Source organism: Sulfolobus acidocaldarius DSM 639 (assembly GCF_000012285.1).
Taxonomy (GTDB): domain Archaea; phylum Thermoproteota; class Thermoprotei_A; order Sulfolobales; family Sulfolobaceae; genus Sulfolobus; species Sulfolobus acidocaldarius.
The window spans coordinates 1,571,786-1,597,430 of sequence record NC_007181.1; the positions used below are offsets into that span (position 1 = coordinate 1,571,786).

Annotated in this window: 27 protein-coding genes; 13 read left to right on the forward strand and 14 right to left on the reverse strand. The window is 37.7% G+C overall.

Translation table 11 applies throughout. The annotated features are described in order from the left end of the window. Positions 1-267 precede the first annotated feature (267 nt). Positions 268-1,158, forward strand: coding sequence for a mechanosensitive ion channel domain-containing protein (locus tag SACI_RS08645; protein WP_011278613.1), 891 nt, complete (start codon positions 268-270; stop codon positions 1,156-1,158). A gap of 360 nt (positions 1,159-1,518) precedes the next feature. Beyond that, positions 1,519-2,631, forward strand: a complete 1,113-nt coding sequence (locus SACI_RS08650; protein ID WP_011278614.1) for an MFS transporter — start codon at positions 1,519-1,521, stop codon at positions 2,629-2,631. A 66-nt stretch (positions 2,632-2,697) separates the two neighbouring features. Here SACI_RS08650 and SACI_RS08655 read toward each other — a convergent pair whose 3' ends face one another. The 5 genes from SACI_RS08655 to SACI_RS08675 all read right to left on the reverse strand — a co-directional run bounded on the left by SACI_RS08655 (position 2,698) and on the right by SACI_RS08675 (position 8,283). After that, a complete protein-coding gene (locus SACI_RS08655; RefSeq protein ID WP_048054407.1) occupies positions 2,698-3,336 on the reverse strand; it encodes an MBL fold metallo-hydrolase in 639 nt (212 codons plus the stop codon). 157 nt (positions 3,337-3,493) lie between these two features. Further along, a complete protein-coding gene (locus SACI_RS08660) occupies positions 3,494-4,777 on the reverse strand; it encodes a PIN domain-containing protein (RefSeq protein ID WP_011278616.1) in 1,284 nt (427 codons plus the stop codon). A gap of 201 nt (positions 4,778-4,978) precedes the next feature. Next, a complete protein-coding gene (locus SACI_RS08665) occupies positions 4,979-5,980 on the reverse strand; it encodes an energy-coupling factor transporter transmembrane component T family protein (protein WP_015385870.1) in 1,002 nt (333 codons plus the stop codon). A 4-nt stretch (positions 5,981-5,984) separates the two neighbouring features. Continuing rightward, positions 5,985-7,562, reverse strand: coding sequence for an ABC transporter ATP-binding protein (locus tag SACI_RS08670; RefSeq protein WP_011278618.1), 1,578 nt, complete (start codon positions 7,560-7,562; stop codon positions 5,985-5,987). Between the two features lie 4 nt (positions 7,563-7,566). Beyond that, positions 7,567-8,283: a hypothetical protein gene (locus SACI_RS08675; protein ID WP_011278619.1), complete on the reverse strand. Its 717-nt coding sequence runs from the start codon at positions 8,281-8,283 to the stop codon at positions 7,567-7,569. Positions 8,284-8,902: 619 nt separating this feature from the next. Between SACI_RS08675 and SACI_RS08680 the strand changes: the two genes are divergently transcribed. After that, positions 8,903-9,136 carry a hypothetical protein gene (locus tag SACI_RS08680; protein ID WP_011278620.1) on the forward strand — a complete coding sequence of 78 codons (234 nt, stop codon included), beginning with the start codon at positions 8,903-8,905 and terminating at the stop codon, positions 9,134-9,136. Then, the gene (locus SACI_RS08685) at positions 9,133-9,555 is read left to right on the forward strand and encodes a type II toxin-antitoxin system VapC family toxin (protein WP_011278621.1); all 423 of its coding nucleotides are present in this window, start codon (positions 9,133-9,135) and stop codon (positions 9,553-9,555) included. The genes SACI_RS08680 and SACI_RS08685 overlap by 4 nt, the downstream gene beginning before the upstream one ends. 183 nt (positions 9,556-9,738) lie before the next feature. On the opposite strand, the gene SACI_RS08690 is transcribed toward SACI_RS08685, so the two are convergent. From SACI_RS08690 to treH1, 3 genes are all read right to left on the reverse strand, one after another. Continuing rightward, a complete protein-coding gene (locus SACI_RS08690; RefSeq protein WP_011278622.1) occupies positions 9,739-10,131 on the reverse strand; it encodes a carboxymuconolactone decarboxylase family protein in 393 nt (130 codons plus the stop codon). A 123-nt stretch (positions 10,132-10,254) separates the two neighbouring features. After that, positions 10,255-10,590, reverse strand: coding sequence for a hypothetical protein (locus tag SACI_RS08695; protein ID WP_015385678.1), 336 nt, complete (start codon positions 10,588-10,590; stop codon positions 10,255-10,257). 255 nt (positions 10,591-10,845) lie between these two features. Then, entirely contained in the window at positions 10,846-12,513 is a 1,668-nt protein-coding gene (gene treH1 / locus SACI_RS08705) for an alpha,alpha-trehalase TreH1 (protein WP_176586695.1), read from the reverse strand. A 309-nt stretch (positions 12,514-12,822) separates the two neighbouring features. Between treH1 and SACI_RS08710 the strand changes: the two genes are divergently transcribed. Beyond that, on the forward strand, positions 12,823-13,446 hold the full coding sequence (locus SACI_RS08710) for a membrane protein (RefSeq protein ID WP_011278625.1): 624 nt from the start codon (positions 12,823-12,825) through the stop codon (positions 13,444-13,446). Positions 13,447-13,831: 385 nt separating this feature from the next. Here the strand turns inward: SACI_RS08710 and SACI_RS08715 are convergent, their stop codons facing one another. Then, complete coding sequence (locus tag SACI_RS08715) at positions 13,832-14,971, reverse strand: MFS transporter (protein ID WP_011278626.1); 1,140 nt, start codon at positions 14,969-14,971, stop codon at positions 13,832-13,834. Between the two features lie 39 nt (positions 14,972-15,010). Between SACI_RS08715 and SACI_RS08720 the strand changes: the two genes are divergently transcribed. After that, the gene (locus tag SACI_RS08720) at positions 15,011-15,826 is read left to right on the forward strand and encodes a DMT family transporter (RefSeq protein ID WP_011278627.1); all 816 of its coding nucleotides are present in this window, start codon (positions 15,011-15,013) and stop codon (positions 15,824-15,826) included. Positions 15,827-15,832: 6 nt separating this feature from the next. On the opposite strand, the gene SACI_RS08725 is transcribed toward SACI_RS08720, so the two are convergent. Both SACI_RS08725 and dps read right to left on the reverse strand, forming a co-directional pair. After that, on the reverse strand, positions 15,833-17,044 hold the full coding sequence (locus SACI_RS08725) for an NRAMP family divalent metal transporter (RefSeq protein WP_011278628.1): 1,212 nt from the start codon (positions 17,042-17,044) through the stop codon (positions 15,833-15,835). Positions 17,045-17,137: 93 nt separating this feature from the next. Further along, positions 17,138-17,728, reverse strand: coding sequence for a DNA protection during starvation protein (gene dps / locus SACI_RS08730; protein WP_011278629.1), 591 nt, complete (start codon positions 17,726-17,728; stop codon positions 17,138-17,140). Between the two features lie 183 nt (positions 17,729-17,911). Here dps and SACI_RS08735 point away from each other — a divergent pair, with 183 nt between their 5' ends. After that, positions 17,912-18,244 carry a Rieske (2Fe-2S) protein gene (locus SACI_RS08735; protein WP_011278630.1) on the forward strand — a complete coding sequence of 111 codons (333 nt, stop codon included), beginning with the start codon at positions 17,912-17,914 and terminating at the stop codon, positions 18,242-18,244. A 38-nt stretch (positions 18,245-18,282) separates the two neighbouring features. On the opposite strand, the gene trxA is transcribed toward SACI_RS08735, so the two are convergent. Beyond that, positions 18,283-18,708: a thioredoxin gene (gene trxA / locus SACI_RS08740; RefSeq protein ID WP_011278631.1), complete on the reverse strand. Its 426-nt coding sequence runs from the start codon at positions 18,706-18,708 to the stop codon at positions 18,283-18,285. 127 nt (positions 18,709-18,835) lie between these two features. Between trxA and SACI_RS08745 the strand changes: the two genes are divergently transcribed. From SACI_RS08745 to SACI_RS08760, 4 genes are all read left to right on the forward strand, one after another. Then, a complete protein-coding gene (locus tag SACI_RS08745) occupies positions 18,836-19,423 on the forward strand; it encodes a Holliday junction resolvase-like protein (RefSeq protein WP_011278632.1) in 588 nt (195 codons plus the stop codon). Positions 19,424-19,687: 264 nt separating this feature from the next. Then, positions 19,688-20,200: a DUF4382 domain-containing protein gene (locus SACI_RS08750; RefSeq protein WP_011278633.1), complete on the forward strand. Its 513-nt coding sequence runs from the start codon at positions 19,688-19,690 to the stop codon at positions 20,198-20,200. 203 nt (positions 20,201-20,403) lie between these two features. Continuing rightward, complete coding sequence (locus tag SACI_RS08755; protein WP_011278634.1) at positions 20,404-21,060, forward strand: DUF5752 family protein; 657 nt, start codon at positions 20,404-20,406, stop codon at positions 21,058-21,060. Next, a complete protein-coding gene (locus tag SACI_RS08760) occupies positions 21,057-22,262 on the forward strand; it encodes a glycosyltransferase (RefSeq protein WP_011278635.1) in 1,206 nt (401 codons plus the stop codon). Before SACI_RS08755 ends, SACI_RS08760 begins: the two co-directional genes overlap by 4 nt. Before the next feature lie 100 nt (positions 22,263-22,362). On the opposite strand, the gene SACI_RS08765 is transcribed toward SACI_RS08760, so the two are convergent. Then, positions 22,363-23,661 carry an APC family permease gene (locus SACI_RS08765; RefSeq protein ID WP_011278636.1) on the reverse strand — a complete coding sequence of 433 codons (1,299 nt, stop codon included), beginning with the start codon at positions 23,659-23,661 and terminating at the stop codon, positions 22,363-22,365. 198 nt (positions 23,662-23,859) lie between these two features. After that, a complete protein-coding gene (locus tag SACI_RS08770) occupies positions 23,860-24,177 on the reverse strand; it encodes a hypothetical protein (protein ID WP_176586698.1) in 318 nt (105 codons plus the stop codon). Positions 24,178-24,420: 243 nt separating this feature from the next. On the opposite strand from SACI_RS08770, the gene SACI_RS08775 reads away from it, so the two are divergent. Beyond that, positions 24,421-25,032, forward strand: coding sequence for an alpha/beta fold hydrolase (locus tag SACI_RS08775; protein ID WP_011278638.1), 612 nt, complete (start codon positions 24,421-24,423; stop codon positions 25,030-25,032). Next, on the forward strand, positions 25,017-25,640 hold the full coding sequence (locus SACI_RS08780; RefSeq protein WP_011278639.1) for a DUF2250 domain-containing protein: 624 nt from the start codon (positions 25,017-25,019) through the stop codon (positions 25,638-25,640). The genes SACI_RS08775 and SACI_RS08780 overlap by 16 nt, the downstream gene beginning before the upstream one ends. Positions 25,641-25,645: the final 5 nt, after the last annotated feature.

Consider the following 25,645-nt stretch of genomic DNA (forward strand, 5'->3'; position numbering starts at 1 on the left):
TAAATTGAACTTTCTTGCTTATAAATTATGTTAATAAAAAATACAAATATTTGTTTAAATATTATTATGAATTTATTAGTAAATTCCACAATGTTTATAGATCATAAAGTTAATATAGTTATTTAATATGTGGAAATTTTTATAAAAAAGCTCCTAGTACTTTCACATGGAATAAGTTTTAGATCAAAGTTCACATGGACAGTGAAAATTAATACAATATTTTCTAATGAATAAAAAATAAATCCTTTAAATACAAATGAAGTATCCATGAACCCCGCTAAAACCCTTATAAGAGCCATAATAATATTATTGGTAGTTGGTTTTGTAGTATATATTCTACATGTAGTAATTTCAGGATTTGTTGCACAAAACCAAACCTTAGCACCCTACGCAAGAGATATTGAACTTGGTGTAGATGCAGCCTTAGTTGGAATCGGAGGGTATATTATAATAAGGATAATAAAGTACGTAATTGAGGGCTATATATTATCAAGAACAGATAACACAGGATTGCGGTCCATATCACTTATTGTGGATTTAATTCTATATACATTACTGATTTTAGCCATACTTTCAGCTTTAGGGGTGAACTTGACCGGCGCAGCAATTGGTGGTGCGGTTGGCGGTGTGGCGATAGGACTAGCTGCTCAAACTGTTGCATCAAATGTATTATCAGGTATATTAGTTACATCGTCCAGGACAGTTAGACCAGGTGATTCAGTGATACTACAATCATGGATATGGTCTCCACCAATCATAGGTGAAGTAGAACGTGTAAGTATACTTTTCACTGAGGTCAGAACTAACACAGGCAACCTTGTTAAAGTACCAAACTCAGCTTTTCTAGGGAACACTGTGTTTACTAAACTTGAGGATGGTGGAGTGTTAACTTATCCATACCAATTAACAGTAAACGCTGACGTTTCTGCTAATCAGCTGTTAGATAGAGTTAAGGGAATATTAGAGGACGAATTTAAGAAGGAGAACTCATTAGTCCCTGATGTCACATTTTATAGTAAAAATGGAGCTACTAACATATTCCTTGTGAGGATAAAGGTAACTGAGATAAGTAAATTAAACGGATACATTGACATAGTGAACAAAGCCTTCGATAAAGCTTATTGGGAGCTTAAAAGTCCACCAACCCAAGCCAAATGATGAGCAATAAAAACACTTAAACTTGTGACAAAATTCCTCAGTTTACGAGGGAATGATAATAATAAATTGTGAATGTAATCCATTGCAATGATGCCATTTGTTATTAGCTTTTATACCGCTAAATTATCATTAGATATAAGGAAAAGATAGAACCTACTATTTAGATATAACACCTCATATATTCTTTTTTCTGGCACGACTAATTAGTTTAAAGGGCAAAGTTACAATTTCTTGTCATAAAAGAGGGCAAATTTTCCACTGTAATTTTCCCCGTCCATATTAGTAAAGATTACATAAACTTATATTATAAGAATTCAAAAGTATCATTTAAAATATTACAATCGCAAGTATCTTATAACAATGGATGATAAAAAGAATGGGAGGTTCTTAATACTTATAGGGAGTTTACTTTTAACCGTGTCTGAATGGTACACCTTCTTCCTCGTTTCTCAGGTATCCTTCTTTGTACTTTCCCTGTATGTGGGAATCCTCATCTATACTCTGGGCTTTATAGGAAGAGTGTCAGGAAGTATATTATTTGGGTATATAGGAGACAAGATGGGAAGAAGACATTCAATCATTCTATCTGCAGTTATGATTATCTTATCCACTAGTCTAATACTGATTTCACCTTCAAATTTACTGTTCCTGGTCATTGCTAGAACCTTACAAGGTTTAAGTCTCGGTGGAGAATGGGGAGCTGCAAGTACCATATTAGCGGAGAGTTATCTGAACTCAAATTACAGAGTATTTATATTGAGTCTAAATCAGTTATCAGTGCCCTTAGGGATCATATTATCTACGTTCTCCATCTTAGTTCTCTCAATCATAAATAAGGTGGAGGACTGGAATTTATTCCTCTTACTTCCAATATTACTATCCTCCATATCACTTTTTACCTTCAAAGACCTAGGAGAGACTAAATCGCCGTCTACATCTAAAATTCCGTTATGGGAAGCGATTAGAGACGACTGGAAGAACATATTATTGGCTATAGGTGTTAAAATCAGTGAAAGCTCTAACTACTATATATTCACGTCTTATGTATTTTCGGAGTCACTCTCGGTATCAGAAATATCTACAATTGTTTTGATAGCTACCATAACCCAGCTTTTTACAATGCCTCTCTTTGGCTATCTAGCAAACTCATTTGGAGTGAAGAGGGTCATATTATCTGGAATAGTCATATACGTTATTGGCGCAACACTCTTTCTGTATAACATAACTCTGGCTGAGCTCACACTATCTGTCTCTAATTCTGCTCTGTATTCTCCACAATCCTCACTCTTTGTGGACTTGTTCAAGAGCAAGTATAGAGTGTCAGGCACAAACTTTTCCTATCAGCTAGCTAGTATACTTGGAGGATCCATGGTTCCTTCCGTATTAGCTTTATATCATCTACCATTGCTTAGCTTAGTGATTCCCATTTCAATAATTTCACTTGTTTCGATAAGTTACGTAAAGTTAAAGTAGATTGCTAAGATATCAATGTTGACCCATATAAAACGTAAAACAACGTTTACAGTTTACACTTTTCACTCACACTAAAAACTCCGATGAACTTACACCATGCGATACATAAACCATTTTAGGTTTAAGTTTCTTTATCCTCTCTACACTCCTTTTAAGCTCCTCAAAATCCTCGTATATATTAGGGTATTTCAGTCCTCTCTTCGTACCTTGTAACATATCACCTACTATCACAGAGCCTATTTCAGGTAAGTAAATCGATATAGAATCACTCGTATGACCCGGTGTCTTCATTATCTCAACGCCCTCCACAAGTTTTCCATCCTTCAATTCAAGGTCAACTTTTGTGCCCTTAAACCCTCTAACGATAAAAGGTCTTGCCAAGCCGAAAAGGAACTTCTGAAGGGAGGAGTGTAATACAGGGTTCCTGATTTTACCCTCTTGCAGATAGGAAACTCCACTACTTTCTATACCAAACTTAGCATCAGGTAGAATGTCTTTAAGCTCGTGGGCACTTCCAATGTGGTCTCCGTGCGAGTGGGTGAAAACCACGTACTTTACGTCATCTAAGCTCTTACCTAGTCTAGTTATCTCTGTGACTATCTTCTTACCATTTCCAGGAGTACCTGAATCAACTAATATCAATCCTTCTTTAGTCTCAATTAAAAACACTTTCACAAAGGACAGTGGTATCTCAAACACATTCATGACATAAGTGAGGTAAACCACCCTAAAATACATTTGTAATAGACTACTAGTATTATGTGTGCTAAAATTAGATAGTGAAATTTAATAAAATCTCTAAGGACTAACGTTAGTGAGTTAGAATTTCCACAAAAATCTCTCCTATTTATGGTATGGATGTTTAAGATCTAATTAATTTCTCTTCAGTCTGTAATAGACTAGCGTAGTTTAGGTCCTCTGAGACCACCTGAACTTCAGTTAATCCCTCATTAAGAACCTTGTTGGCATCTTGTTTCTTTATTTTCATGGCAAGCTTATCATTTACCTCAATACCAATCTCCTTAATCTCGAAATTATGGTCAACATAAAAGCTTAGACAATGCAGAAATTCACCAATATCTCCAGATCTAGCTTTCTCCACAGTGTTTAGGTATACAGTTTTAATATTACTGGAGCTTGCTAGTCTGTTAACACCTGAATCTGCTGTTACTAACACCACGCTCTCAGGTAAATACGACTTCAATGTAGCAGTTTCCTTCACAAGTGGTACATCTCCTGACCCCTGATTACCTACACTTATAGGAGGGGGGTGGAGTTTGTTAAATGTTGCCATAGCTAAATTAAACTTGAAAATGTTCCTGTCCTTCTGAGTCGATGTCACCTTATTGTTAAGCTCATTATAGGTAGCTTTTGATGGTAGGAGTCTCCTTCCATAAGTCTTTGAATAAGTTAAGTATCCGAGCCTGAACCCCAGTCTTATATAAACGTTAGTGTCAGCAACAGTAAAGTATCCCTTCTCGACGTTGTCCTTTAGATCCTTCTCCTCTTTATAGCGCAAGAATCCAGACCTAAAACCACATATGCTAATTTCCTCGTCATTGGAATCATGTATATATTTTACCAATTCTTCTATCGTATATGAGTCCCTATTGAGGGAAATTTTTACCTTACCTAGTAGAGAGTATATATTTATCAGGGCATTAAGGCTGTCGTTCGTTAGATACACACTCTTCTCATTACTCCTAGTGACCCTTGGGGGATCCCACTTAATAATATCCCCCGACCTCATGTCAAAGACTTTTATCTCGTTGAATGGCAGATATCCAAAGACTTTATATCCGGAACTTTCATTTTTTACATAGACGTATCTGATATGTTTTGCTTTTGAGTAAGCATATACTGACGTGGCCATGTACTTTCTCCCAGGGGTTACGTCAGCAATATCAACCTCAATTTCTGACACTTTTTGTCTCCACTTTTCAATCCCCTCACCTACAATCTCATTCCTCACGGTTGGTGTGACACCAAAGTATGATACCAATTCTTTAATCCCCTCCACACTCTTGGAGGGCTGATCCTCAGATAGTATTATTATTTCATCGGGTATTACTCCTGTAAATATCTCTGATAAAACCGCATTAGCTGTTGTCACAAGTTTATCTGAACCAAGGACGGCAAGTTTCATGTTTATATATATCTAAATAGATAATTAAAACCTTAATGTGAGAAAAATTAAGAGGAATTCATCTCTAACTTTACTGGAGCGTCGTAACGCTATTTTGTTAGAGTGTATTACTCAGAGTGATATTTAGGCAAAACTCGTTAGATAAAACCTGTATAGCAAGAAATGGAAAAAATGGAGAAAAAGAAAATATAATAGTATTATTTAAAATCCGATATATGGTATTCCTCTTCCTAAACCAATGATAAGTAGGATAGCAGTAATAATATACAATAATACAGTTAAACCAATTGCTATGTAATCTAGTTGGGTAAAGACAATAGGTTTCATGTAGGTTCTCTTTGGCATAGCGTTGAACCCTCTAGTATCTGCAGCTATTGCTGTGTATTTAGCTTGCCTCATTAGAAATATGAGTGTGGGCACTATCCCGTAAAGACCACCCAACAGAAGGTAAAACGGTCTCAATGCCTTAGGCTTACCATAACCCAATCCCCTCATCATTTGTAGCTTAACTATAGTGTCTAATGTATCAAATATCCTCGGTATGCTTCTCATGGCAACTGTCAATGCGAATATAAATACAAGTGGAAATTTAACCTTTTCAAGATAGCGTAATACGTCAGATGGAGTTGTAGTTATAATAAGCAATAGTCCAGATAACATGGGTGCAATGAACCTAAATGCAACCTGAAAACCATAGTACAAAGCCTCTAACGTTAAACCTGGTTGATAACCCATGTAAACGAAATAAGATGGCCAGTACCAGATGACATGGAGTGTGTCTGTACCTATTGCTTGTGTCAGTATGTAATAGGGAGTGTAAAACGAGAAACTACTTACTACGCCTAAAGACGTTGAGAAGGTTAAGAAACCAGCGTATAAAATTTTCTTCCCTGGGTTATTCAGAGTTGAGAACAAAAGTAGGTAAATTAAGGCTAATATGGCTCCAAACCACCATATTGTTAGTGAAACAGCTATAGTTGTACTGATGACCAAGATTAGCTTGGTTAATGGACTGATTTTGTAGAGGACACTCTCTCCCTTTTCAAAACGGGTAATTTCCATGAATCCCCTTATTCCAATTAAGCCTAAAATTATGACTATGGGTCCTATAAGTCCAAAGAAAAAGACGAGCCAGCTTATTACCTGATCTGCAACTGACGGCACAGGCGGTGCCCAGTTTACCATACTTAAATAGATCACCATCTTCCTACCACCTGAGGAGGAAGTCTGATGGTGGGTTTATTCCATATCTAGAGGAACTTATAAAAACTTCCTCTGGTCTTCCTTCAAGAACTTTCTTCCCATCACTTATTACTATTAACCTGTCAGCGAAATCATAGACAAATTTTGAATCATGTGTAACCACCACAACAGTGTAGCCTTTGTCGGTAAGTTGGCGTAACTCTTTACCTAGGCTCATCTTATTTGAGTAGTCCTGACCTGAGGTCGGTTCATCCATTAACATAATTTTCACGCCTGAAGCTAAAACTGATGCCATAGCTACCCTCCTCCTCTCACCCATACTTAGTAACGTGGGATCCCTATCCCTATACTCGAATAACCCAAACTCCCTCATGTACTTCTCACTTATCTCCCTGTAGTTCTTTACTTTTCTCTTCTTCAAACTATACTCGATTTCTTTTCTCACTTGGTTTGTGACTAACATAAGGTCAAAGGACTGTGGCATATAAATCATGTATTTACCCCTATACCAGACAGGTTTATTGATTAGTTCCTCCCCTTGATATTTTATTGACCCCGTTATACTATATTCAGACGTATCTAGAATTCCAGCTAGTGCTTTCAGTGCAGTTGTCTTTCCTGCACCATTTTTCCCCATTATGGCAACTAGTTCCCCCTCCCACAAATCCAGAGAGAAATCTACAATCTGTTTTTCCTTAACATTAATCCTCAGATTAGCTGTTAGTATCTTGTTCTCAGGAGTCCTCCTCTTAGGGTGTTCCAATTTAACATTATTTTGTACTATCAATTTCTTCACTGTATCTAGATCCGGTGACTTGACTCCGAACTTTTTTGCATAAATGAAATACTCAGGTACTTCGACTCCTGCTGAATGTAGGGTCTCAGCTCCCTCTAATATTTCGTCCTTTTCAAGGTCAAGTGAAACCTTACCCTTATCCACGAGAATAACTCTGTCTACAAATGGTAGTACCCTCTCCACCTTATGTTCCACTATGATGAGTGTCTTTTGCCCCCTGAGGTCTTTCAGTGTAGAGAAAATTTGATTAGTTCCTTCTGGGTCTATATTTGAAGTTGGCTCATCTAATATTAGCACCTCTGGTCTCATGGTGAGGACAGAGGCTAATACTGTCCTCTGTAGCTCTCCTCCAGATAGCGTTGTGGTCTCCCTTCCCCATAAATGCGATATCCCAGCTATCTCCATGGACTCCTTTACTCTCTCCACAATCTGTTCTGGAGGAAAATTCAGGTTCTCCGGTCCAAACGCAACTTCTTCCTCCACAGTGTAATTCACAACTTGGCTTTCAGGGTCTTGTAAGACCGTGCCTACAACTGTGGACAGCTTAGACAAAGGCGTATCTTTTATACTCTTCCCTAGTACGTAAACTTCCCCTTTTAGATCTCCACTCGTCATATGGGGAATAATTCCGTTAATGCAACTAACTAGTGTGGACTTACCTGATCCTGATCTACCTGTAATGAGTACCGACTCTCCCTTCTCGATAAACAGTTCGTCAACTGTGATAGCTGGTGTCGGATATCCCAAGTAAAAAAATTGTAATCCCTTTATCTCTACTGCGTACATTAACTTACACCTGTACAGCCTTGCCTACTCTATTTGCTGATAGTCCAGCCAATAATCCAACAACTACATCTCCCGGAATAGAAGTTACTAAGATAAAGAGAATCCTCGACCAGTTCACTATAGCCCCATAAATAAATGGGTCAAAGAAGCCATAGAAGAATATCGGGTCAGGTATAGACCATAAAACCCCAAGGATTGCTCCTTCCACTGCTGATATAGCGTATACGTATGTCGGACCTTTGGTTAATCCTAGTCCAAATATCTTTCCTCCTGTAAAAGCTATCATGAGGTCAATAAATAGACCATATGTTAAAGCTTCATAAATGAAGAACATAGGTTCTCCACTGAATCCGTAATGGAAGAGGCTAGATAGGAGGTCAAATAAAAATAGGGATATCATTCCTACGCCAACTTTCCTAACTAGTCCTGCAACAATGAATATTATGAATATCCTTCCCCAAAACGGTATTTGAATGAAATTTGTAAGTCCTGATGGTATTGCTCCTCCTGCAACAGCACCTATAATGAATTGCCAAATGTATGCAGCTGCAGCCCCTATTCCTATGTATACCCAGTCAATAGTTTTGAACGCCTTCAATCCACCTGTCCTTTTACCAAAAATGAAGACTACAACTAAGGCTATAATAAAGTAAGCAGCTATAACTTCAACCGGAATTTCTCCTGGTTTATTGGTATAAAATCCTATTCCGTTAAATGACATTTTAGTCGATTATATATAAATAGTATTAAAAATAAACTTTTCCCATATAGTAAATATAAATTGTCGTAAACTATATAGTAATACGTAGGCTATATTAGGTTGTTAGTTAGAAATTTTTCATTTTCTCATCGGTCATATTGAAAAATGTTCATTTCTTATGATAATACCATCAAAAAAGTATAATCAATAAAAACACCTTTGAATTATAAAATAAAGTGGAACTAAAATACAAATATTAGGAGAAGCGAAAAATGTATTCAAAAATACATCAGAGCATAGACTTCTTCTCCATTAATCTGTTAAAAATAGTTAATATCAAAAATATACAGACCTTAAACACGTGAGAATTAGATTTCTCACCAATTTTTGCTGGAAATAACTAGTTTGCGTTATGGTCTTCTCTACTTCACTAAAAAATTTTTGAAGCTTCAGAGGGTTATGCTCTACTTTTTTACGACTTCTCTCAAATTTTCATCTTTCTGTAACCTCGTAATAACTTATGAGATTAAAGTAAAACCCTGGGTTCTACTTGGAGTCATAAAAAACACAACCAACTTTAGTGTAATTAGTCCTTTATATCGGGTAAACCTTATATAAGTCTACCCATATAAATTATTTTATGGATAGCAGTGGATATGTTACTATATCTGCTAAAGTACCTCGTGAGTTAAAGGAATTGATGGACAAATATGGTATAAAACCTGGTCCGGTAATTAGAAAGGCTTTAGAGGAGGAAGTGAGAAGGAGAGCGATTCAAGAGTTAGAAAAGGAACTGAAGGACTTGAAAGAAAAATCACAAATATCAGATGAGGATGTTGCAAGACTAATACGTGAAGATAGGGAAAGTCGTTGACCGAGTACCTCTTTGACGCAAGTTCAATCGTAAACCTTATAAAAAGGGGCATCGTCTCGCCATTAACTAACGGAGAGACGTTAAACTTAGCACTATATGAGTGCATAAGTGCCATATGGAAGGAATATCGTAAACTAAAAGTAATTAGTAGGGATTTAGCGGGAAAATACATAAGAGCGATAATAAAGGTGATGAGCATAATACCCGTAAATTCCATCAGTGGATCAGAAGAGGAAGTATTTGATTTAGCATTGAAGGAGGATTTGACAATCTATGATGCCTCTTATTTGCTAGTTGCCATAAATAAGAACCTCATGTTAGTAACGGATGATAAGGTGTTGAGAGATAGGGCATCAAAGTACGTAACTGCTACGAGTACAAAGGAACTTCTTACCAGATACGGATTCGTTGACCAATGACCGTAGAGACAAGAACAATCACAAAACGAGGAAACCCTTGCCATTGATGTGAGGGAAGTCAGTTTACGCGTCATTTACAGTTGATCCCCTTTTGTATTTCAGGATAATACTTGATTTAGGACAGCACCTAAAAAGAAATAAAAAATATATAAGACCAATTTCCCACTTTAAGTACGAGAGGTTCTAGTCCCTATTTCCTTTCTCCCACTCTTCTATTACTTCCTCAGCGATCTTAAATGCGTCCACGGCAGCAGGAAAACCACAGTACACTGTAGAATGAATTAGCAGTTCCCTGATCTCCTCTTTAGAACATCCATTCCTAAGAGCACCCTTAATATGTATTCTCAGTTCATTTGGTCTGTTCAGTGCTATCAGCATGGCTACAGTTATTAAACTTCTTGTCTTCCTATCCAGTACGGGTCTAGACCATATATTTCCCCAAACATGCTCAGTAATAAGGTCTTGCAATGGTTTACTGAAATCGGTTGCGGTTGATAGTGCTCTGTTGACATACTTCTCTCCAACAACCTGTTTCCTTAACTCAAGACCTTTTTGATACTTGCTTTCAGAGCTCATATTAATAGATTAACACGTCTTAACATAAAAATTAAAATGGGTGTCGTTATCTATCTGCACTCTAACGAAAAACACTTAGTGATCCGAGGAATAAAGTATAGTCATGGCGGTTCAGAACTTGTTTCACTCCTCTTCATCTAAGAAGACGTCATCCTCGCTTTCCTGAGGTCTTGAGGGCTTAGTCTTCTTTCCTTCGTACGTCTTCCTATTCTTCTCCTCCAACTCTATGTACTCCTTTGAGGTCTCGTTCAACACATAGTTTAGTCTATGGTAAAGTAAGGCTGCTTCTGACTGATTTAACTGAAAAGCAACCCTGTTATTTCCGTCGTCTATTACTATAAGGAACTTAGCCTCTTGAGGAAACCCCTTATCATTAGTCGTAGGTGAATCGACAAATAATTCCAGAGTTTTCGTCTTCCCTTCTTTCATGAACCTAGGGATTCTCAGAACTCTTTTCATGAGTTATGTAGGCAAAGCAGAAATTTATGCTTTTCCAAATAAAAGGGACATGATTTTAAATCTTAAATACTCCGCGTCTTTCTCAAAAGGAAAAAGCACTGATTATTTAACATATGACGGTTCCCCAGGTTATTCACTCAAATCTCCCTTGAGTGTAGGGAGGTCTTATCTTCTGACTTCCTTCTCGCCACAGATTGTAAGGCTTTCCTCATTTCGTGAACTGGTATTTGGTAGGTAATCTTAGGGTCTGTAACATCATGTACTTAGACCTTTTACTTCCTTCAGAGCTAGTAACAACTGAGCATGTACAAAAGCCTGAGGGTAATTACCAGTATACTCCATGTTCTCTACATCAATATGTTCACCGATTAGGTACAACGTCCCAGATGGTTTCAATACCTTGTCCAATAACTCCATTGCCCTCTCTTTCCTTCCTAGTCTTATATACACTCTAGCCAGCCAAATCGTTGCAAGTGCAAATGGGTGCTTAGCTTCCCCCATAAAGTCTTGAGAATACCTCTTTACGAAACCGTCCACATACAACTCATCTTCAATTCTCTTCAGCGTTTTAAGAAATATTGGGTCTTTAACATCTATGAAATCGTACAATGGTAGGGTTAACAAGTTTGCGTCAACGTCATTCGAGTCTGAACTTCTCACAAAGCTTCCGTCCTTAACGCAATTTCTCATGACCCATTCCTTTATCTCATCCTTTTCATGAATCTTCACATTCATAATCTTCTCTATCCTGTCTAACGCGACCCACATCATGACTTTAGAGTGAGTGTAATGTTTGGGGTCTCCTCTGTCCTCCCACATTCCAGCATCTTTTAACATCCAGTTCTTGGAAACCCAGTCTCCGATGTACTTTATTTTATCCCAATTCTCTTCAACGAACACTCTATCACTAGTGTACTTATAGTATTTATAGATTGCATCTACCAGGAATCCCTCAATGTCCAGTTGTATTTGTGATGCTGCAGCATTACCTACTCTGACCGGTCTTGAGTTCATGTATCCTGAGAGCCACGGTATTTCGATTTCTGGGGGAGGATCAGAGCCATCCACTGCATATAATGGGTGTAGTAATGGTTTTGCGGTGAAATTAACTAAAGCAAGCATGAAGTTCAGTATCCTTCTTGCCTCTACAACATAGCCTGAATATAATAGGGCTTCAGATATCATGGAGGAGTCTCTGACCCATACAAATCTGTAATCCCAATTTCTACTATCACCGACAGCTTCAGGTAATGATGTTGTAGCAGCAGCTATACTTGAGCCTGAAGGGGAGTAAATTAAGCCTAAGAGAACTCCTACACTTGTTCTCCATACCTCATCATTTGATCTTATTTTATCTTTCCAGTAATCGATGGTGAGGTTAAAGGAATTCTCCAGATCATTCTCCAGTTGTTTTCCCTTATCTAAGGGACCATACGCACAGTCAGAACTATAGACTAGGTATAGTGTTGTCCCAGGTGGTTTAATCTCGTCAGTAGGTACATCACTTAACAGTGATAAACACTCTCTGGAAACGGGATTAAGAAACTGTATACCATCGTCTTTCCGTCTTATGATGGGTCTATACAGCCCGTAATTAAACATGGGGATTATCTTAAAAGATAGAGGGATTTCGGTCCTTACTTTTCTGATAATAGCCTTTTCCCCTATGGGCATAAGATCTACGATTTCAGCCTTGCCGTTACTGCTCTTGAAAGTAGTCGAAAGGACATTAGGGACAAGATAACTTTGAGAAACTTTGAATTTATCCTCTACGGGTCTAATAGAGAACTCTCCAGCATTATCGTCTAACAATTTTCCAAATACAGACGGTGAATCGAATCTAGGGAATGTGAGCCACACAATGGATCCATTGTCAACAAGGGCAGATGTTAATCCATTCCCGATAAATCCTAGAGGTTTCATACCTAACATAATTAATTATAATATATTAAAAATTAAGGAGTCGGAAGAGGAGATATTCATCTTGACGACGAGAAAAATCTGACGATAACAAGTTACACACATCCTTAACTTTCACCAATCAAGTATACTACTGACTAGGGGACAGCATTATTTTATGCTGGAAATTTTAGACTATGTATTTTTTCTCCTTACAGAAATTTACGTTAGTGTTACATGTGAGGAAAGAAACAAAAACCAAACGTTGTATCACTTTCAATTAAATATAAAGTTTCGATAGACTTATTATCAAAGAGCAGTTAAAATTTAATCATGGATTTTTCAGTTCTTTTGGCTTCCCTTGGTATAAGCATTTTAGAACTGTCTGAGGCAAGTGCAGTAGCTGTCATATTTCAGGGGATATACAAGAACAGTAAGCCATTCCTATACGCCATTGCTGGAATACTTATAGTTCTAGTCCCTGTTTTCACCCTTGGTCAGTACATAGTTCTACTTCCCATAAATTACGTGTTACTAGTAGCTGCAGTTATCTTAGCTTACTTCGGTTATAAGTTATTACGTAGTGCAAGAAGGAGTTTTAAGGGCTCTAAGAAGAAACATGAGGAAAAGGAAGAGGGAATAATGACCGTCTTTGTTGTTTCAGCTACTGAAGCCCTGGAAGCAGGACTTGTAATATTAGCCCTAATCCCTCAAAGCTTTTCCTCAGCTCTGTTAGGAACTGGGATAGCGGTGATAATTGTAATTGCCCTAACAATTGCACTTAGGTCTCAAATAATGAAGATACGCGTTCCACATTTAAAATTCGTGTTATCAGCTTTACTCTTTGGGCTTGCTACCCTTTTCGTTGCAGAAGCACTAGTTGATATCGATGAGGTGTTCTTGCCCTTGTTCTTTGTAATATACCTAGGAGTAAATTACCTAGTTATAAAACTGTAGTTCTTCAACACCTCATGATTAATAAAGGAGATAAAGCGTTTGTATCCCTTTAAAAAATTATTTATAAGATTAAGTAATTATATTTTAGTTGAATAGCTGAATTAAATGACCCATTTTAAACAAAGTGTATTTATACCTTTCATATTCAAATAACTTCATATAAAACTTTTTATATAATTTACGTTTTTAGTAATTTAAAATTATCAATTATAGAGCACTAAAACTTCACTTTTACCACCTATTAAACTTCAGGCTTGTCACATACTCTCTTTAGTCCTATTGAACACATGGAATGATGCATGTGTGTTTTTAAACCCAGTCAGAAGCAATTCGTGGTAGCTTTCAGATAAAGACGATATACATCTGTACATATACTACTCACTCTCTACTTCCTTGTGACAACCAATATTATTAGAAATGCTATGAGAGACGTGAAAAAGGCGAACACATACGCATAGCTATAACTAAGTTGATAAAGAAATCCCATTATTGTATTGCCCAAGAATATTCCTACACTCCTTCCTGCAGACAAATACCCCATAGCTGAACCATAAGCCTGCTCGTTTGTCAACTTCGATATTACTGTGGGTTCAAAGGTCTCTGCAGAGGCTACAGCTATCCCCATGAGAAATGACAGTGTGTAAAGCGAGGTTATACCATAACCTGAGATAAATGCAAAACCCAATGAGACAAAAGCTGAAAGCAGATATCCAAGAAAGGCTAGGGCTCTGAGTTCCCTGAATTTCGATATACCAAACAAGTATCCGAACAATGACGAACCTGCCAGAAATATACCGTAAGAGATTATTCCCAAATACTCCTTCCCTGTGATCTCAGTAGTTGTCAGTATAGGGAAACCAAAACTGTATTGGCTATACCCAAAGAAGAAAGTGGAAATGATAATGCCCCAAAAGACCCTCTTGTTTGTCACTGTGACCTTGGCTTTACTGGAACCATTATTTTGAAGATGACCAGCTTTCACGATAGATACTAATATTGTAGATATTACTAGGGGAAGAGCAGTAAAGGGAAGATATGATAGTAAGGATAAGCGGAAATATAGCACAAGTGTAAGTATGGTAATCGACAGTAATGCTCCAGCTATGTCTATTGAGTGAAGAATTCCAAAAGCCTCTGCCCGCTCATCAGGACTTGTTACCTCAGCCATCATAGCCCTTCTTGGAGGAGACCTGAAATTTCTAAACCACCATCCTAACATGAAAAACAGCAGAGCTTGGATGTAATCCCTTGCGAAACCCATGAGGGAGACTAAGATGATAAGGGAATTACCCAGAATTACAATCCTCTTCCTTCCGTACTTATCTCCAGCTATTCCCCCAATGTATGACATTAACGTTCCCAGACCGTAGTTTAGTGCCTCAGCTATACCGTACATATAAAAGGGGGCTCCAAATATGAGAACAAAGACTATTGGGAAAGACGCTACGGCTGATTGATATCCTAGGTCAGCAAAGAAGGCTGAAAAAGCTATTTTGAATACCTCAGACCTATTTTTGATTGTCATAATAAGAATTAAAACTGGAAATGTATAAAACTGTTAGATATGAGGGAGAGAGCACTTCTGTTTTTTGGTGGGGTTGCCTTTGGGACAGCGGCGATCTTTGTGAAGTTTTGCAGTATAACTCCACCGTACATTACATTATTTAGATTTCTATTTGCAGGATTAGTATTACTACTAATAGGTAGGGCTATCAGAAAGCAGGGGAACAACAAAAATAGTCATAACAACCCAATCAGCCTGAGAAAACTTGTCTTACCATCACTATTCCTATCCCTTCATATGGTACTCTTTGTCTTCAGTGTTTTCTTAACTACAATAGCAGCCTCAACTATTCTCGTCTCCACCAGTCCCATATTCGCTATGATCTTTAAGAGGAGAGTGGATTTGTTTGTGATACTAGCTATCCTGGGCATAGTAATTATGAACCTGAATTCCCCTTTCGGCAGTATCGTAGGGAATCTCATGGCGGTTATTTCAGCTCTATCATTTGCCCTATATACCTACTTCCTGTCAAAGATCCAGTACGACTTCTTCACAGTGACCCCAAGAATCTATATTATCTCATCAGCGTTTATGGTGCCTGTCTTACCGTTTTTCTCGATGGGAAATTTTAACCTTGAAACCCTCATGGCTATTCTGGGACTCGTATTTATACCCACTATCATAGGTCATGGATCAGTAATTTACTCCGCGAATAAGGTTCCAATAAGCTTAGTAACGTCGGCAGAACTGATTGAGCCTGTTGTGGCAACACTGTTAGCCTTCATATTATTTTCCCAAGTACCTAGCCTAGAGGAAATCGTTGGAGGGGTATTAACTTTGATTTCCCTGTTCTTCGCGTTCAGAAGGAGAGATTAATTCCTCTCAGTGTCCAACCATGCTCAGGACTCCAATGACCCCTCCTATGAATATCAATGATACAGTGAGGAAGTATATAAATACCCTGAACTTTGAGTATGCATAGTTACCCATGATTCTTCTGCTAGAAATTATCATCCCTAGGAGAGATGCGGTAAAGGTGAACACAATAGGGGCTAAGGCTAAGAGTGTGGTGGCAAACTGTAGTATTTCTGCATAATTTTGGCTTGATAGGTAAACAATAAGTAAAGCCGGTAAGGACTCTAATCCGTAAATCGTTAACACGTCTCTCATGTTATACTTGTTGTCTTTACTGCTACCCCTACCTAAGGCTTCAAGGACACCCCAGGCACTACTTAATGACACAACGACAAGTGCTAAAAAGCCTGCACTCATGATCAGAACTCCAAACACAAATGGCAAGATGCTCGAGAACGAGCTCAAGACTGAGGAAAGTTGAATTGTATTTGTTGGGTCCACTTTACCCAGACCTGTCCCTACAACCTCTGCGAAAACTATTATTAGTTCCGTAGTCAGTGCACCCAGTATTGTCTCTTTAGTGACCCAGGATAGCTTGTCTTTAGTCGAAATATCTAGTTTATTGTACTTAACAGAGGTTGCAGAGGCTTGGTAGATTAGCATGCATGGAGGTGTGACAACTGCACCTATATTTATTGCAAGATAGGTAAGGAAGTCATTTGAGGTGGAAAAGTAGGGTGATAGATCTAAATTAGAAGCTTTAGGTATGGTCACGATAATAGAGGACAGGACTAAGATGAATGAGACTATGATTAATGCCCTCTCTGTCTTCTCATATTTTCTTGTTAATATCACCAAGAGGTGAAATAAGAAGAATGATAAGAGACCAAGTGTAGGGGGTATACCGATTAAGTAGCTACCTATTGCTATTCCAACGTATTCGCTTATATAAGTGAAGACATCAATGGAAAATATGGGAAGGGTTGCGACTATTGCAAGTTTTCTTGAGTAATAAGTCCTGATTATCTCTCCTAGACCTTTTCCAGTAACTGCAGATATCCTTCCCGCAGTCTCCTGAACAACGAATAGGGGTAGTGCTAACAATAATACGAACCATGTGAGCCCTAGACCATATTGTTGACCAGTTATAAACCCCCCTATAATACTGGCTGCGTCAGCATCAGCTAAGAGTGCTATCCATGCTGGTCCGAATAGTTGCATCATTTCTCTCCTGCTCATCAGTTAACCCCTTTCCAATATTTGTAATTATAAAAAATGATAAAAGATATATCTAATTATAAGAGTGAAAAGAAGTAAAAATACTTTTCTTTTTTACTCTATGGACTTCTTAGATAGTGGACCTTCGCCTGGGAAGGATCTCCTGAAGTGACCTGATGGTCTGGCGTACAGTAGCTCTATGAACCAGGCTTCGTGCTCAATCTCTTCCTGTAGGATCCTCTGTGCTAAGTCATAAGTCCTTGGATCTTTGCCGTATGTTAAATCACACACTTCTTTCCATGTCCTAATTGCACACTGCTCAGCTTCAAGTAAAACTTTCAATATCTCCTTGGGGTCTTTCCAGTTCTGTGGCAAGTATGCATCTGCACAAGCAGATATATCAGCAACTTCTCTAATATCTCTAGGCAGTGAACCTCCTAGTTCATATATCCTCTGTGTCATCAACTCAAAGTGTAACCTATCCTCAAGTCTGGCATCCTCTGCAATTTCCTTTAGTCCCTCTCCATCTAAACCGGTCAAGTGCATCCTAAGTATTGTATAGTAGTAATAAGTGGTGAACTCAGCCGCTGTTGCCTTTACTAGTTTGTCTATCAGTTTTTTGACGTCTAAACCAGATTTTTCCAATATTTCCACTCCAACAGGTTTAATTTCATTTTGGCTTGGATTGTTTTTGTTTTGACTCATCTTTTTTCTCTCCCAATATCATACTAGACTAGTAGTTTAAAAAACTTTCTAATTAAGAGTTATTCTTAATTAGAAGTGTCATCTCAAACATAGTCGGAAATAACTATTGAAGAGGCGTCTCATCACCGTGATACTAAATAGAAATATATTTTAGTTAAGATTAACTCTAAATTACTGAAGAATATGATAAGGTGTACTGGGTTAAATAACGTGAAAGAAGGGGAAACTAAGAAAATAGAAATAGACGGAAAGGATTTACTTATTGTTAACATTAGAGGTGAGCTCAAGTGTTTTTCTAGGTGGTGTCCTCACAAGGGAGGAGATCTGGCTTATGGAGACTTCATTGGTGGGAACCAAATAAAGTGTCACTTACACGGTTACATATACAACTTAGATACCGGTAATGCTGTATACATACCTTATAGGGACGGTTACGGAAAATGGAAGGACACATTAAACTTGGAAGTTTACAGGGTGGTAAATAAAGACGGTGAGATTTGCATAGAAATGAAATGAGTGAAGTCAAATACGGTAGAATTCATTTAATTATCTCATCAAGTCCCAATAAATTTCCTTAACTTATGCTCAATGACTTCCCTAGGTACTGCACCAAGTACATAATCCACAGGTTTACCTTCATGAAATAACAATACTGTGGGTAAACTTATTACACCGTAACTAGTTGCTATCTCAGGGTATTGGTCAACATTTAATTTACCAAAGCCAACTCCTTTGTAATCCTTAGACAGTTCCTCAATTATTGGCGATAGTAAGTGACAGGGAGGACACCATTCAGCCCAAAAATCCACTACTGAAACCTTGAAGCTACTGAGAAATTCGTTAAAGTTTTTGTCCGTTAAGTGGTGAATTTTACCTCCTGGAAATTTGGTTATATTCTTCTCCGTGTTAGATCTTAAAACGTTTACTAACTTTCGATTCAATAGCATTTCTAACTCAGTGTCTTCATCAGACCAACTCATAATTTCATTTTTACTATATTTAGTTAAAAAGATTTTTGTTGAGTTTTCCCGTGTAATCTGTTTATGGAGGAACAATTTATTGACTCTGATAGATATGATTATAAATGTCTAGTCAGCTATAACATATATGGGAATTGGTCTAATACTCTCAATATTTCTCATGATAATAATTGTCCTCATTATAATATCCTACTCAAGGAGAATAAATAAAATTCAGGAGGAGTCCAAGAGACAGGCTCAAGAGATGTTCTCTCAATGGACTCAACAACATTCCAATGAGTTAAGAACTCAAATTGAACAGTCAGTAGAGATGAAATATAAGGCAATGTTGGAGCAGTGGACTATCCAAAAAGAGAGCGAAATACGAAAGGATGCTGTAACAAAATCAATAAACACTTTATTGGGAAAGATAAGTGAAGAGTTTGCTCCAATCTTTATAGCTCAGAAATACAGCATCAGTCCGAAAGATTTTCGACATTTAGGTTCTCCTGTAGATTTCGTAGCATTTAAGGGTCTTTCTGATGAATCGGAACCCGAGATAATATTCTTTGAAATTAAGACTGGAAAAAGTTCAGCACTAACCGAAAGAGAAAGGAAAATTAGAGACGCAATAGTCGCAAAGAGAGTTAAGTATGAGGTTATCAATCTCAATAGCCTTGTTGAAGACGCTAAGAGAAAAATAAGTGAAGAAATCGATAAAGTAACAAAGGAGTGACGTAAATCCACTGCTAATAGTCAGTAGAGATCTAAATTACATTTGAAATTCTCTCCTCTACTAGAGTTTAGATATAAATACGAGTCGTCAAAATGACATAGATGATTTTTCAGGATCGTTTATAAACTTTGTTAAATAAACCTCGAATCGAGCCTATACTAGACTATAGGCAGTTAGAACTCAGGATTTCTCTCATTTCTTGTCTAGTCTTATTTAAATAAAAAGAGTAAGTTTTTTAAAAATGAAATATAAATTGTAGTAGAGATGAATAGGCTGGTATTGCTAGGCATAGTTTTAGCAGTTATAATCATAGTTGCAGCTGTAGCTTATTATGTTTATAACTACTACACTTCGGGTAATCTAAATATTTACGTACAAGACCCTCCGGTGACCTCTACATTGAAAATATACCTTACAATCTCATCCATTATGATCCATAAAGCAAATTCGACTTCTAATAGTACTGCATGGATAACTATTTCCAATAGGACTATGACAGTTTTGCTCACTTACAACATGACATTCTTAGCCTCAGCTAAATTACCTCCAGGTGAGTATAACGAGATATTCATCCAGGTCTCGTCTGTAGAGGCGAGTATAGGGACTGTAAATGTTTCAGTTATATTACCTAGTTCGGTATTCAAGATCCATATTGTTGGTGGTGTATTCTTGAGCGGAGGCTCCTCAGAGTCCCTATTGATAACTATACCTCATACCATAAGTGCTAATGGAACTATTATGATCAGTCCATCTGTAACAGCGAAAGTTATTACGTGACCTTTCAATTTTTAGGTTCTATGGTTTTTGTCTCTAACTAAAACTTCTTTTCTTTATAACGACGTGAATGACTACAAGGTTTTTATGGGTGAAAGCTAGAGTAAAAGTCCATATGAGGGTAATTAGAAACACTTTCAAAACGCATCTAAAAGTGTGATAATGTCTAAACAACATTTATTATTAATGGAGACAAATGATTCTTTATGATAGACCTAGACTCAAAGGGAAAAGGAATACAGTTTCAGTTTTACGCAGCCTACTATCCTCCAATATACTCTAAGCTTAAGGCTAATAATATACGAGAACTGATGGAGGGGGTAAAGAAGTGTGACAATTACTCTTTATTTTATCACATATTTCACCCTGTGTTCAGTTCACATCTAATACCTGAGGAGTACTCAAACGACTTTGCACACTGGATATCAGAAAGTTTGGGAGATAAGGAATTGGCTGAGCTAGTATCTGATATTCCTGGGGCAGAGCCTAGGACAGTGGATAACATTAGAAGTGATCTGATAAATGTCTTAAGCCTTAGGTCTAATGGTAGGGTTGCTCTATCGCCGTTTGTATTTGTCTCCTGTAGGGTTATAACTTATAAAACAAATTATGTTGCAAACACTTTGGGTGAGTTTCTAGACTGTTTATCTGAGATCCCTGGAAGATCTCTGGTGTGGCACTTTGTAACTAGGAGAGTATTAGGTTACACTAATAGGAATGATTTCTCCAGTTGGTTAGAGACTAATTTCGGGTTGAGTGAGGTAGCAGAGGAATTAAGTAAGATCGATCCACAGACTTATGTTGATGAAGAAGTACTGAGAAGCGATATAATTAAAACGTTAGAGAGGTGGTTGTTGAAATGATAGAGAAATATGAGAAATTTATTGGTGAACACGAGCTCGATTCCTTGTTCAAAATAGCAGAGAGAATAAAGGACTTATCTATACTTCACGTTAATTCTACTAAAGCCGGAGGAGGAGTAGCTGAGATTTTAAACAGAATGGTGCCTCTAATGAAGGAGCTAGGACTTAATGTTGACTGGAGGGTTATAAAGGGAGACAACGAGTTCTTCAACGTGACAAAGTCTTTTCATAACTCCCTGCAGAACGGTATAGGTAACATTACCGAGGAGCACTTCAGGATCTATGATAAATGGCAGGAGTTGAATTTATCTGAGATACCATTAGACTATGACGTTATGTTCATCCATGATCCTCAGCCCGCGGGTCTAATTAAATTCAAAAAAGGTAATAATAGATGGATATGGAGGTGCCACATAGATATCTCAAACCCGTATCCACCTGTGTGGGATTTTCTGAAGAAATACGTGTCTGAGTATAATGCGTCAATAATATCGGTCCCATCTTTTGGCAGGGATGACATAGACATACCTCAATTTATAATACCTCCATCAATTGATCCACTAAGTGAGAAGAATAAGCACATTTCGGAGACGACAAAACTCAGGATAATGAGTAAGTTCGGGATATCGGAAGATAAACCGTTAGTAACCCAGATATCTAGGTTTGATTACGCCAAAGACCCATTAGGTGTCATTAAGGCATACAAGTTAGCTAAGAGGCACGTAGATCTTCAGTTAGCCTATGTGGGAAGTCCAGCTACAGATGACCCTGAGGGAGAAAAAGTGTACAATGAGGTTATAAGAGAGTCTAGGGACGACAAGGATATCCATATACTTATGTTACCTCCATACAGTGATCTGGAAATAAACGCCTTCCAATCTGCTTCAACTGTAGTAATGCAGAAGTCTATTAAGGAAGGATTTGGGTTAACTGTCAGTGAAGCTATGTGGAAAAATAAACCAGTGATAGGTGGAAATACTGGAGGAATACCACTCCAGGTTATTAATGGGGTTACTGGGTTCCTGGTGAACAGTCCCCAGGGTGCTGCGCATTATACCATATATTTAACTAGAAACGCTAAGGTAAGGCATACCATGGGAACTAATGCAAGGGAACACGTGAGAAGGAATTTCCTAATTACACGTGAGTTAAGGGACTACCTAATGACTATAATGTACGTTAATGAGAGGAATAGTGTATAACGAGGATAGAATTGGTAGCAGAACTAAGGGTTGGTATGTGAGGCTGAAGCCATGATAACTGAAACTCTGATCAGAGTAGAGCAGTGAATTGCAGGATCACTTACCTTCTCTCTTCCTTTTCCTCCACATTTCCCCTTACAATATCCAATGCTTCTGCGTAAAGGAATCCAAATATTAGCCACCCTAAGAAGATGTTGGTGACATAAGGGTTTACACTGAAAAGAGAGGAGACTAGGACCCATAATGATATGATTGTGGCTATGATACCTACCATTAACTCATCAATGTGTTTTCTCGGTCTCCTGGACGCTAGCCTTATTAGAGATATATTAGCTGAAGTGTGTATGAAGATATTTCCAAGTCCTGCTAGTGCACCTAAGGTCACAAATGTGTCATAGAGTCCTATGTAATGAACAGCCAAGGTAAGTATCGTAATAAATACTATGGCGATAAATATTTCAGATATAAGGGGTCTGTTCTTCACAGATTTACTCAAAAACTTAGGAAATATCAGATCTTCAGACATTGCTTTTACAGTTCGTGAGTTTGCTAGTATGTAAGAAACTCCACCCAAGATTCCGTCATTTAGAGCTAAAAAGGAAAGAAATACAGTTCCTATTATGCTAAAACTCGCTAATAAGTAATCAACCAAATTTCCTGTGAAGTTTATTGCCCCAAGTGAATAGAAGAATAATGATGCTAGACCACCACCAAAGATGAGTACCAGTATAGCTGCTTTTCCAATAGACTTTCTAGTGTCTGCCTCCTCTCCCAGAGGAGCAATGGATCCATACCCTGTAGGTATGCCTAAGCCAAAGAGGACTGCACTAGCTAGTTTAGAGGGAAAATTCACCGGGTTGTAAAAGTGCCAACCAGAACTGTATAGAAAGTAAATGGATAAAATTACAATTGCCCCCATTTCAATGAGTGACATGATCATGGCATATTTAGCTGAAACTCTAACACCTGATAATACTATAGCAGAGGCTACTACAGAAACTATTAATGCTAAAATCGTCTGATTCCATCCTGTAATATAGTACAGAACGTAAGCACCACCCGTAACTAGCGTTCCACCATATGATATTGCGTATAAAATGTAACTCCAGCCCGTTTCTAGACCAAGTCTAGTTGTGAGGGAGTAGACGGCATATGTGTAATATCCTCCTCCTCTTTTAAATCTCTTGGAGAGATAGTATACAACTAAACCGTTAAAGAGTACCACAAGGGTAGCTATGATCATAGCGAAAACTCCTGCTGTACCTACAAGAGCAATCATAACTGTGCCGAAAGTTAACAATGAGATAAAAGGGGCTTGTCCGCCAAAGGAAATAAAGAAGAGATCGACAAAAGTTAGTTTCTGTTTAGAGTCATCGCTAATCTCCTTTTTAGCTCTCATATAATCATTTTGTCTAGGGTAATACTTAAGACTTATTATAATTTCTGGATAAATGATGATTTATAAACCATGAATATCTTTAACAACTTCACCTAACTAAATAAAATATACCCTAACCAGATATCTCTGAATACACCTTGATTTTCTTCTCCATTTAAATATGAGATCTAGGCATACACACAATCAAAAATAAAAGTATTAACCTCTGAATTCTTTATATAATTGTGAAGCTATCTTCCTTCCCTTCTTAGTTAAATCATAGTAGACACCCTTTGGCTTAGCCCCAGTCTCTTTTGCCTTCACCTTTAACCAAGGCTTAACAGAAGACGTAACAGATCTCTTTAGAGAGCCATTGTATACTGTCAAGAGACCCATTTCTTTCAATTTTTTACAATTAATTTCAATTTCATCCTCATCAAATTTAGGTGTATAACCACTTTCTCCCAATAATCTCCTAGCCATATACCAAGAGTTGTCTGGACCATACTTGTAGATATGAATCAGGATCTTTTTCATTAAATCTGTTAATTCATCCACATCTTCCCATTCGTGGAGTCTTATAAATCTTTTTAGATGATTCGTTTACTACATCCATACTAGAGAGTTGAAATAGGGTGAGAGCCAAAAGCTGAAACATGTATCTCCTCACCGGGAAATAGATTGGCTGAAGGAATACATTGGTGACATACGGTAGTTTACAAAGTTAAATTGATATTATTTTGGAAAAGTTTTATAACTGTTAAATGAAACTAAAAACTAGTGAGCAAGGATCAAATAGACGATAAATTTATTGAGATTAATGGTAGTAAAATACACTACATTCAATCAGGATCTGGGGATCCAGTTATCTTATTTCATGGCTCAAGATTTAATGCCTATACCTGGAAGGAGACCAATACACTTGACTCAGTAGCAAAGGCTGGTTTTAGGGCTATATCTGTAGACTTTCCAGGATATGGTAAGTCTGAAAGGGGTAAGTTTACTTCGCTCTCTGACTTTATATATGACTTTATTTTTTCGTTGTCCTTAAACAAACCATTTTTGTTAGGTGCTTCAATGGGAGGGGAGGCGGTATTATCCTATTCAGTTTATCATCCAAAAGACATTAAAGGACTCATTCTGGTCGGCGCAGTTGGAGTCAAAAAATATGAGAAATTACTGACCAACTTAGAGGGAGTCCCTATACTTTTAATATGGGGCAAAAAAGACAGAATTTCCAGTGAGGAGAATTACAAGCTAATTATGAACAGCGTCAAAACTACCCACTTTGTTCAGATAGGGAATAACCACGCATGTTATCTCGACGATCCTACCACGTTTAATGATATTGTTACGAAATTCATTAAGGGATCTCCATGGATGATCTCCTAAAGGAAGTATTGAAGGATAAGAGACTCTTAGAAGTCTTGAGACATCTCAAAAGAGCTAATGTGGACTATGGTAAGTCAATAATGTTAAACACTAAGATACCTTTAACCGAAGTCCTAGACGTTTTGGATAAACTCGAAAGTCTAGGTTTAATAGAGAGAGTAACTGGAGCGACTCTGAAAAACACCGAGGCTAAATTTAAGTTGAGTCAAGAAGTACATAAACACCATACCTACTATAGGTTAACCCGAGACGGAGACCATCTATTGAGAAGACTGGACGAGAAGGATATAATAGATGCTTATGCGGAGATTGTAAAGGATGACGAAGTAGGGCTGAAATTATTATATTACGCTGAGGAACTACACAGCGACCACGCATTAACTTACTCTAAATTGCTTAGGAAACCCCTGGAAGAGATCACTCCAAAGATAGAGGAATTAGAAAGGATGGGTTTGATGGAGGAAAAGAACAGCAAGGTCATAAAATTCAGGGAGAGGAGAGCTAAGCCGAAGAAGGAAACAAGGACTCACCATAAATACTATGGTCTAACGAGGTTAGGAGAGTTGTTAGTGAGAGAGCTAAAACGAAGAGGTGTACTGGAGAAATAGGGGTA

What these genes read in the sequence shown, in the direction of transcription:
- trxA (WP_011278631.1), bottom strand. Translation starts at nt 18,708, where the DNA reads ATGAGTTGGTCTGATGAAGACACTGAGTTAGAAATGCTATTGAATCGA.
- SACI_RS08665 (WP_015385870.1), bottom strand. Translation starts at nt 5,980, where the DNA reads ATGGTGATCTATTTAAGTATGGTAAACTGGGCACCGCCTGTGCCGTCA.
- SACI_RS08675 (WP_011278619.1), bottom strand. Translation starts at nt 8,283, where the DNA reads ATGTCATTTAACGGAATAGGATTTTATACCAATAAACCAGGAGAAATT.
- treH1 (WP_176586695.1), bottom strand. Translation starts at nt 12,513, where the DNA reads ATGAAACCTCTAGGATTTATCGGGAATGGATTAACATCTGCCCTTGTT.
- SACI_RS08715 (WP_011278626.1), bottom strand. Translation starts at nt 14,971, where the DNA reads ATGACAATCAAAAATAGGTCTGAGGTATTCAAAATAGCTTTTTCAGCC.
- SACI_RS08755 (WP_011278634.1), top strand. Translation starts at nt 20,404, where the DNA reads ATGATAGACCTAGACTCAAAGGGAAAAGGAATACAGTTTCAGTTTTAC.
- SACI_RS08670 (WP_011278618.1), bottom strand. Translation starts at nt 7,562, where the DNA reads ATGTACGCAGTAGAGATAAAGGGATTACAATTTTTTTACTTGGGATAT.
- SACI_RS08780 (WP_011278639.1), top strand. Translation starts at nt 25,017, where the DNA reads ATGGATGATCTCCTAAAGGAAGTATTGAAGGATAAGAGACTCTTAGAA.
- SACI_RS08650 (WP_011278614.1), top strand. Translation starts at nt 1,519, where the DNA reads ATGGATGATAAAAAGAATGGGAGGTTCTTAATACTTATAGGGAGTTTA.
- SACI_RS08770 (WP_176586698.1), bottom strand. Translation starts at nt 24,177, where the DNA reads ATGAAAAAGATCCTGATTCATATCTACAAGTATGGTCCAGACAACTCT.
- SACI_RS08680 (WP_011278620.1), top strand. Translation starts at nt 8,903, where the DNA reads ATGGATAGCAGTGGATATGTTACTATATCTGCTAAAGTACCTCGTGAG.
- SACI_RS08750 (WP_011278633.1), top strand. Translation starts at nt 19,688, where the DNA reads ATGAATAGGCTGGTATTGCTAGGCATAGTTTTAGCAGTTATAATCATA.
- SACI_RS08710 (WP_011278625.1), top strand. Translation starts at nt 12,823, where the DNA reads ATGGATTTTTCAGTTCTTTTGGCTTCCCTTGGTATAAGCATTTTAGAA.
- SACI_RS08765 (WP_011278636.1), bottom strand. Translation starts at nt 23,661, where the DNA reads ATGAGAGCTAAAAAGGAGATTAGCGATGACTCTAAACAGAAACTAACT.
- dps (WP_011278629.1), bottom strand. Translation starts at nt 17,728, where the DNA reads ATGAGTCAAAACAAAAACAATCCAAGCCAAAATGAAATTAAACCTGTT.
- SACI_RS08725 (WP_011278628.1), bottom strand. Translation starts at nt 17,044, where the DNA reads ATGAGCAGGAGAGAAATGATGCAACTATTCGGACCAGCATGGATAGCA.
- SACI_RS08655 (WP_048054407.1), bottom strand. Translation starts at nt 3,336, where the DNA reads ATGAATGTGTTTGAGATACCACTGTCCTTTGTGAAAGTGTTTTTAATT.
- SACI_RS08660 (WP_011278616.1), bottom strand. Translation starts at nt 4,777, where the DNA reads ATGAAACTTGCCGTCCTTGGTTCAGATAAACTTGTGACAACAGCTAAT.
- SACI_RS08690 (WP_011278622.1), bottom strand. Translation starts at nt 10,131, where the DNA reads ATGAGCTCTGAAAGCAAGTATCAAAAAGGTCTTGAGTTAAGGAAACAG.
- SACI_RS08695 (WP_015385678.1), bottom strand. Translation starts at nt 10,590, where the DNA reads ATGAAAAGAGTTCTGAGAATCCCTAGGTTCATGAAAGAAGGGAAGACG.
- SACI_RS08745 (WP_011278632.1), top strand. Translation starts at nt 18,836, where the DNA reads ATGGGAATTGGTCTAATACTCTCAATATTTCTCATGATAATAATTGTC.
- SACI_RS08760 (WP_011278635.1), top strand. Translation starts at nt 21,057, where the DNA reads ATGATAGAGAAATATGAGAAATTTATTGGTGAACACGAGCTCGATTCC.
- SACI_RS08735 (WP_011278630.1), top strand. Translation starts at nt 17,912, where the DNA reads ATGATAAGGTGTACTGGGTTAAATAACGTGAAAGAAGGGGAAACTAAG.
- SACI_RS08645 (WP_011278613.1), top strand. Translation starts at nt 268, where the DNA reads ATGAACCCCGCTAAAACCCTTATAAGAGCCATAATAATATTATTGGTA.
- SACI_RS08720 (WP_011278627.1), top strand. Translation starts at nt 15,011, where the DNA reads ATGAGGGAGAGAGCACTTCTGTTTTTTGGTGGGGTTGCCTTTGGGACA.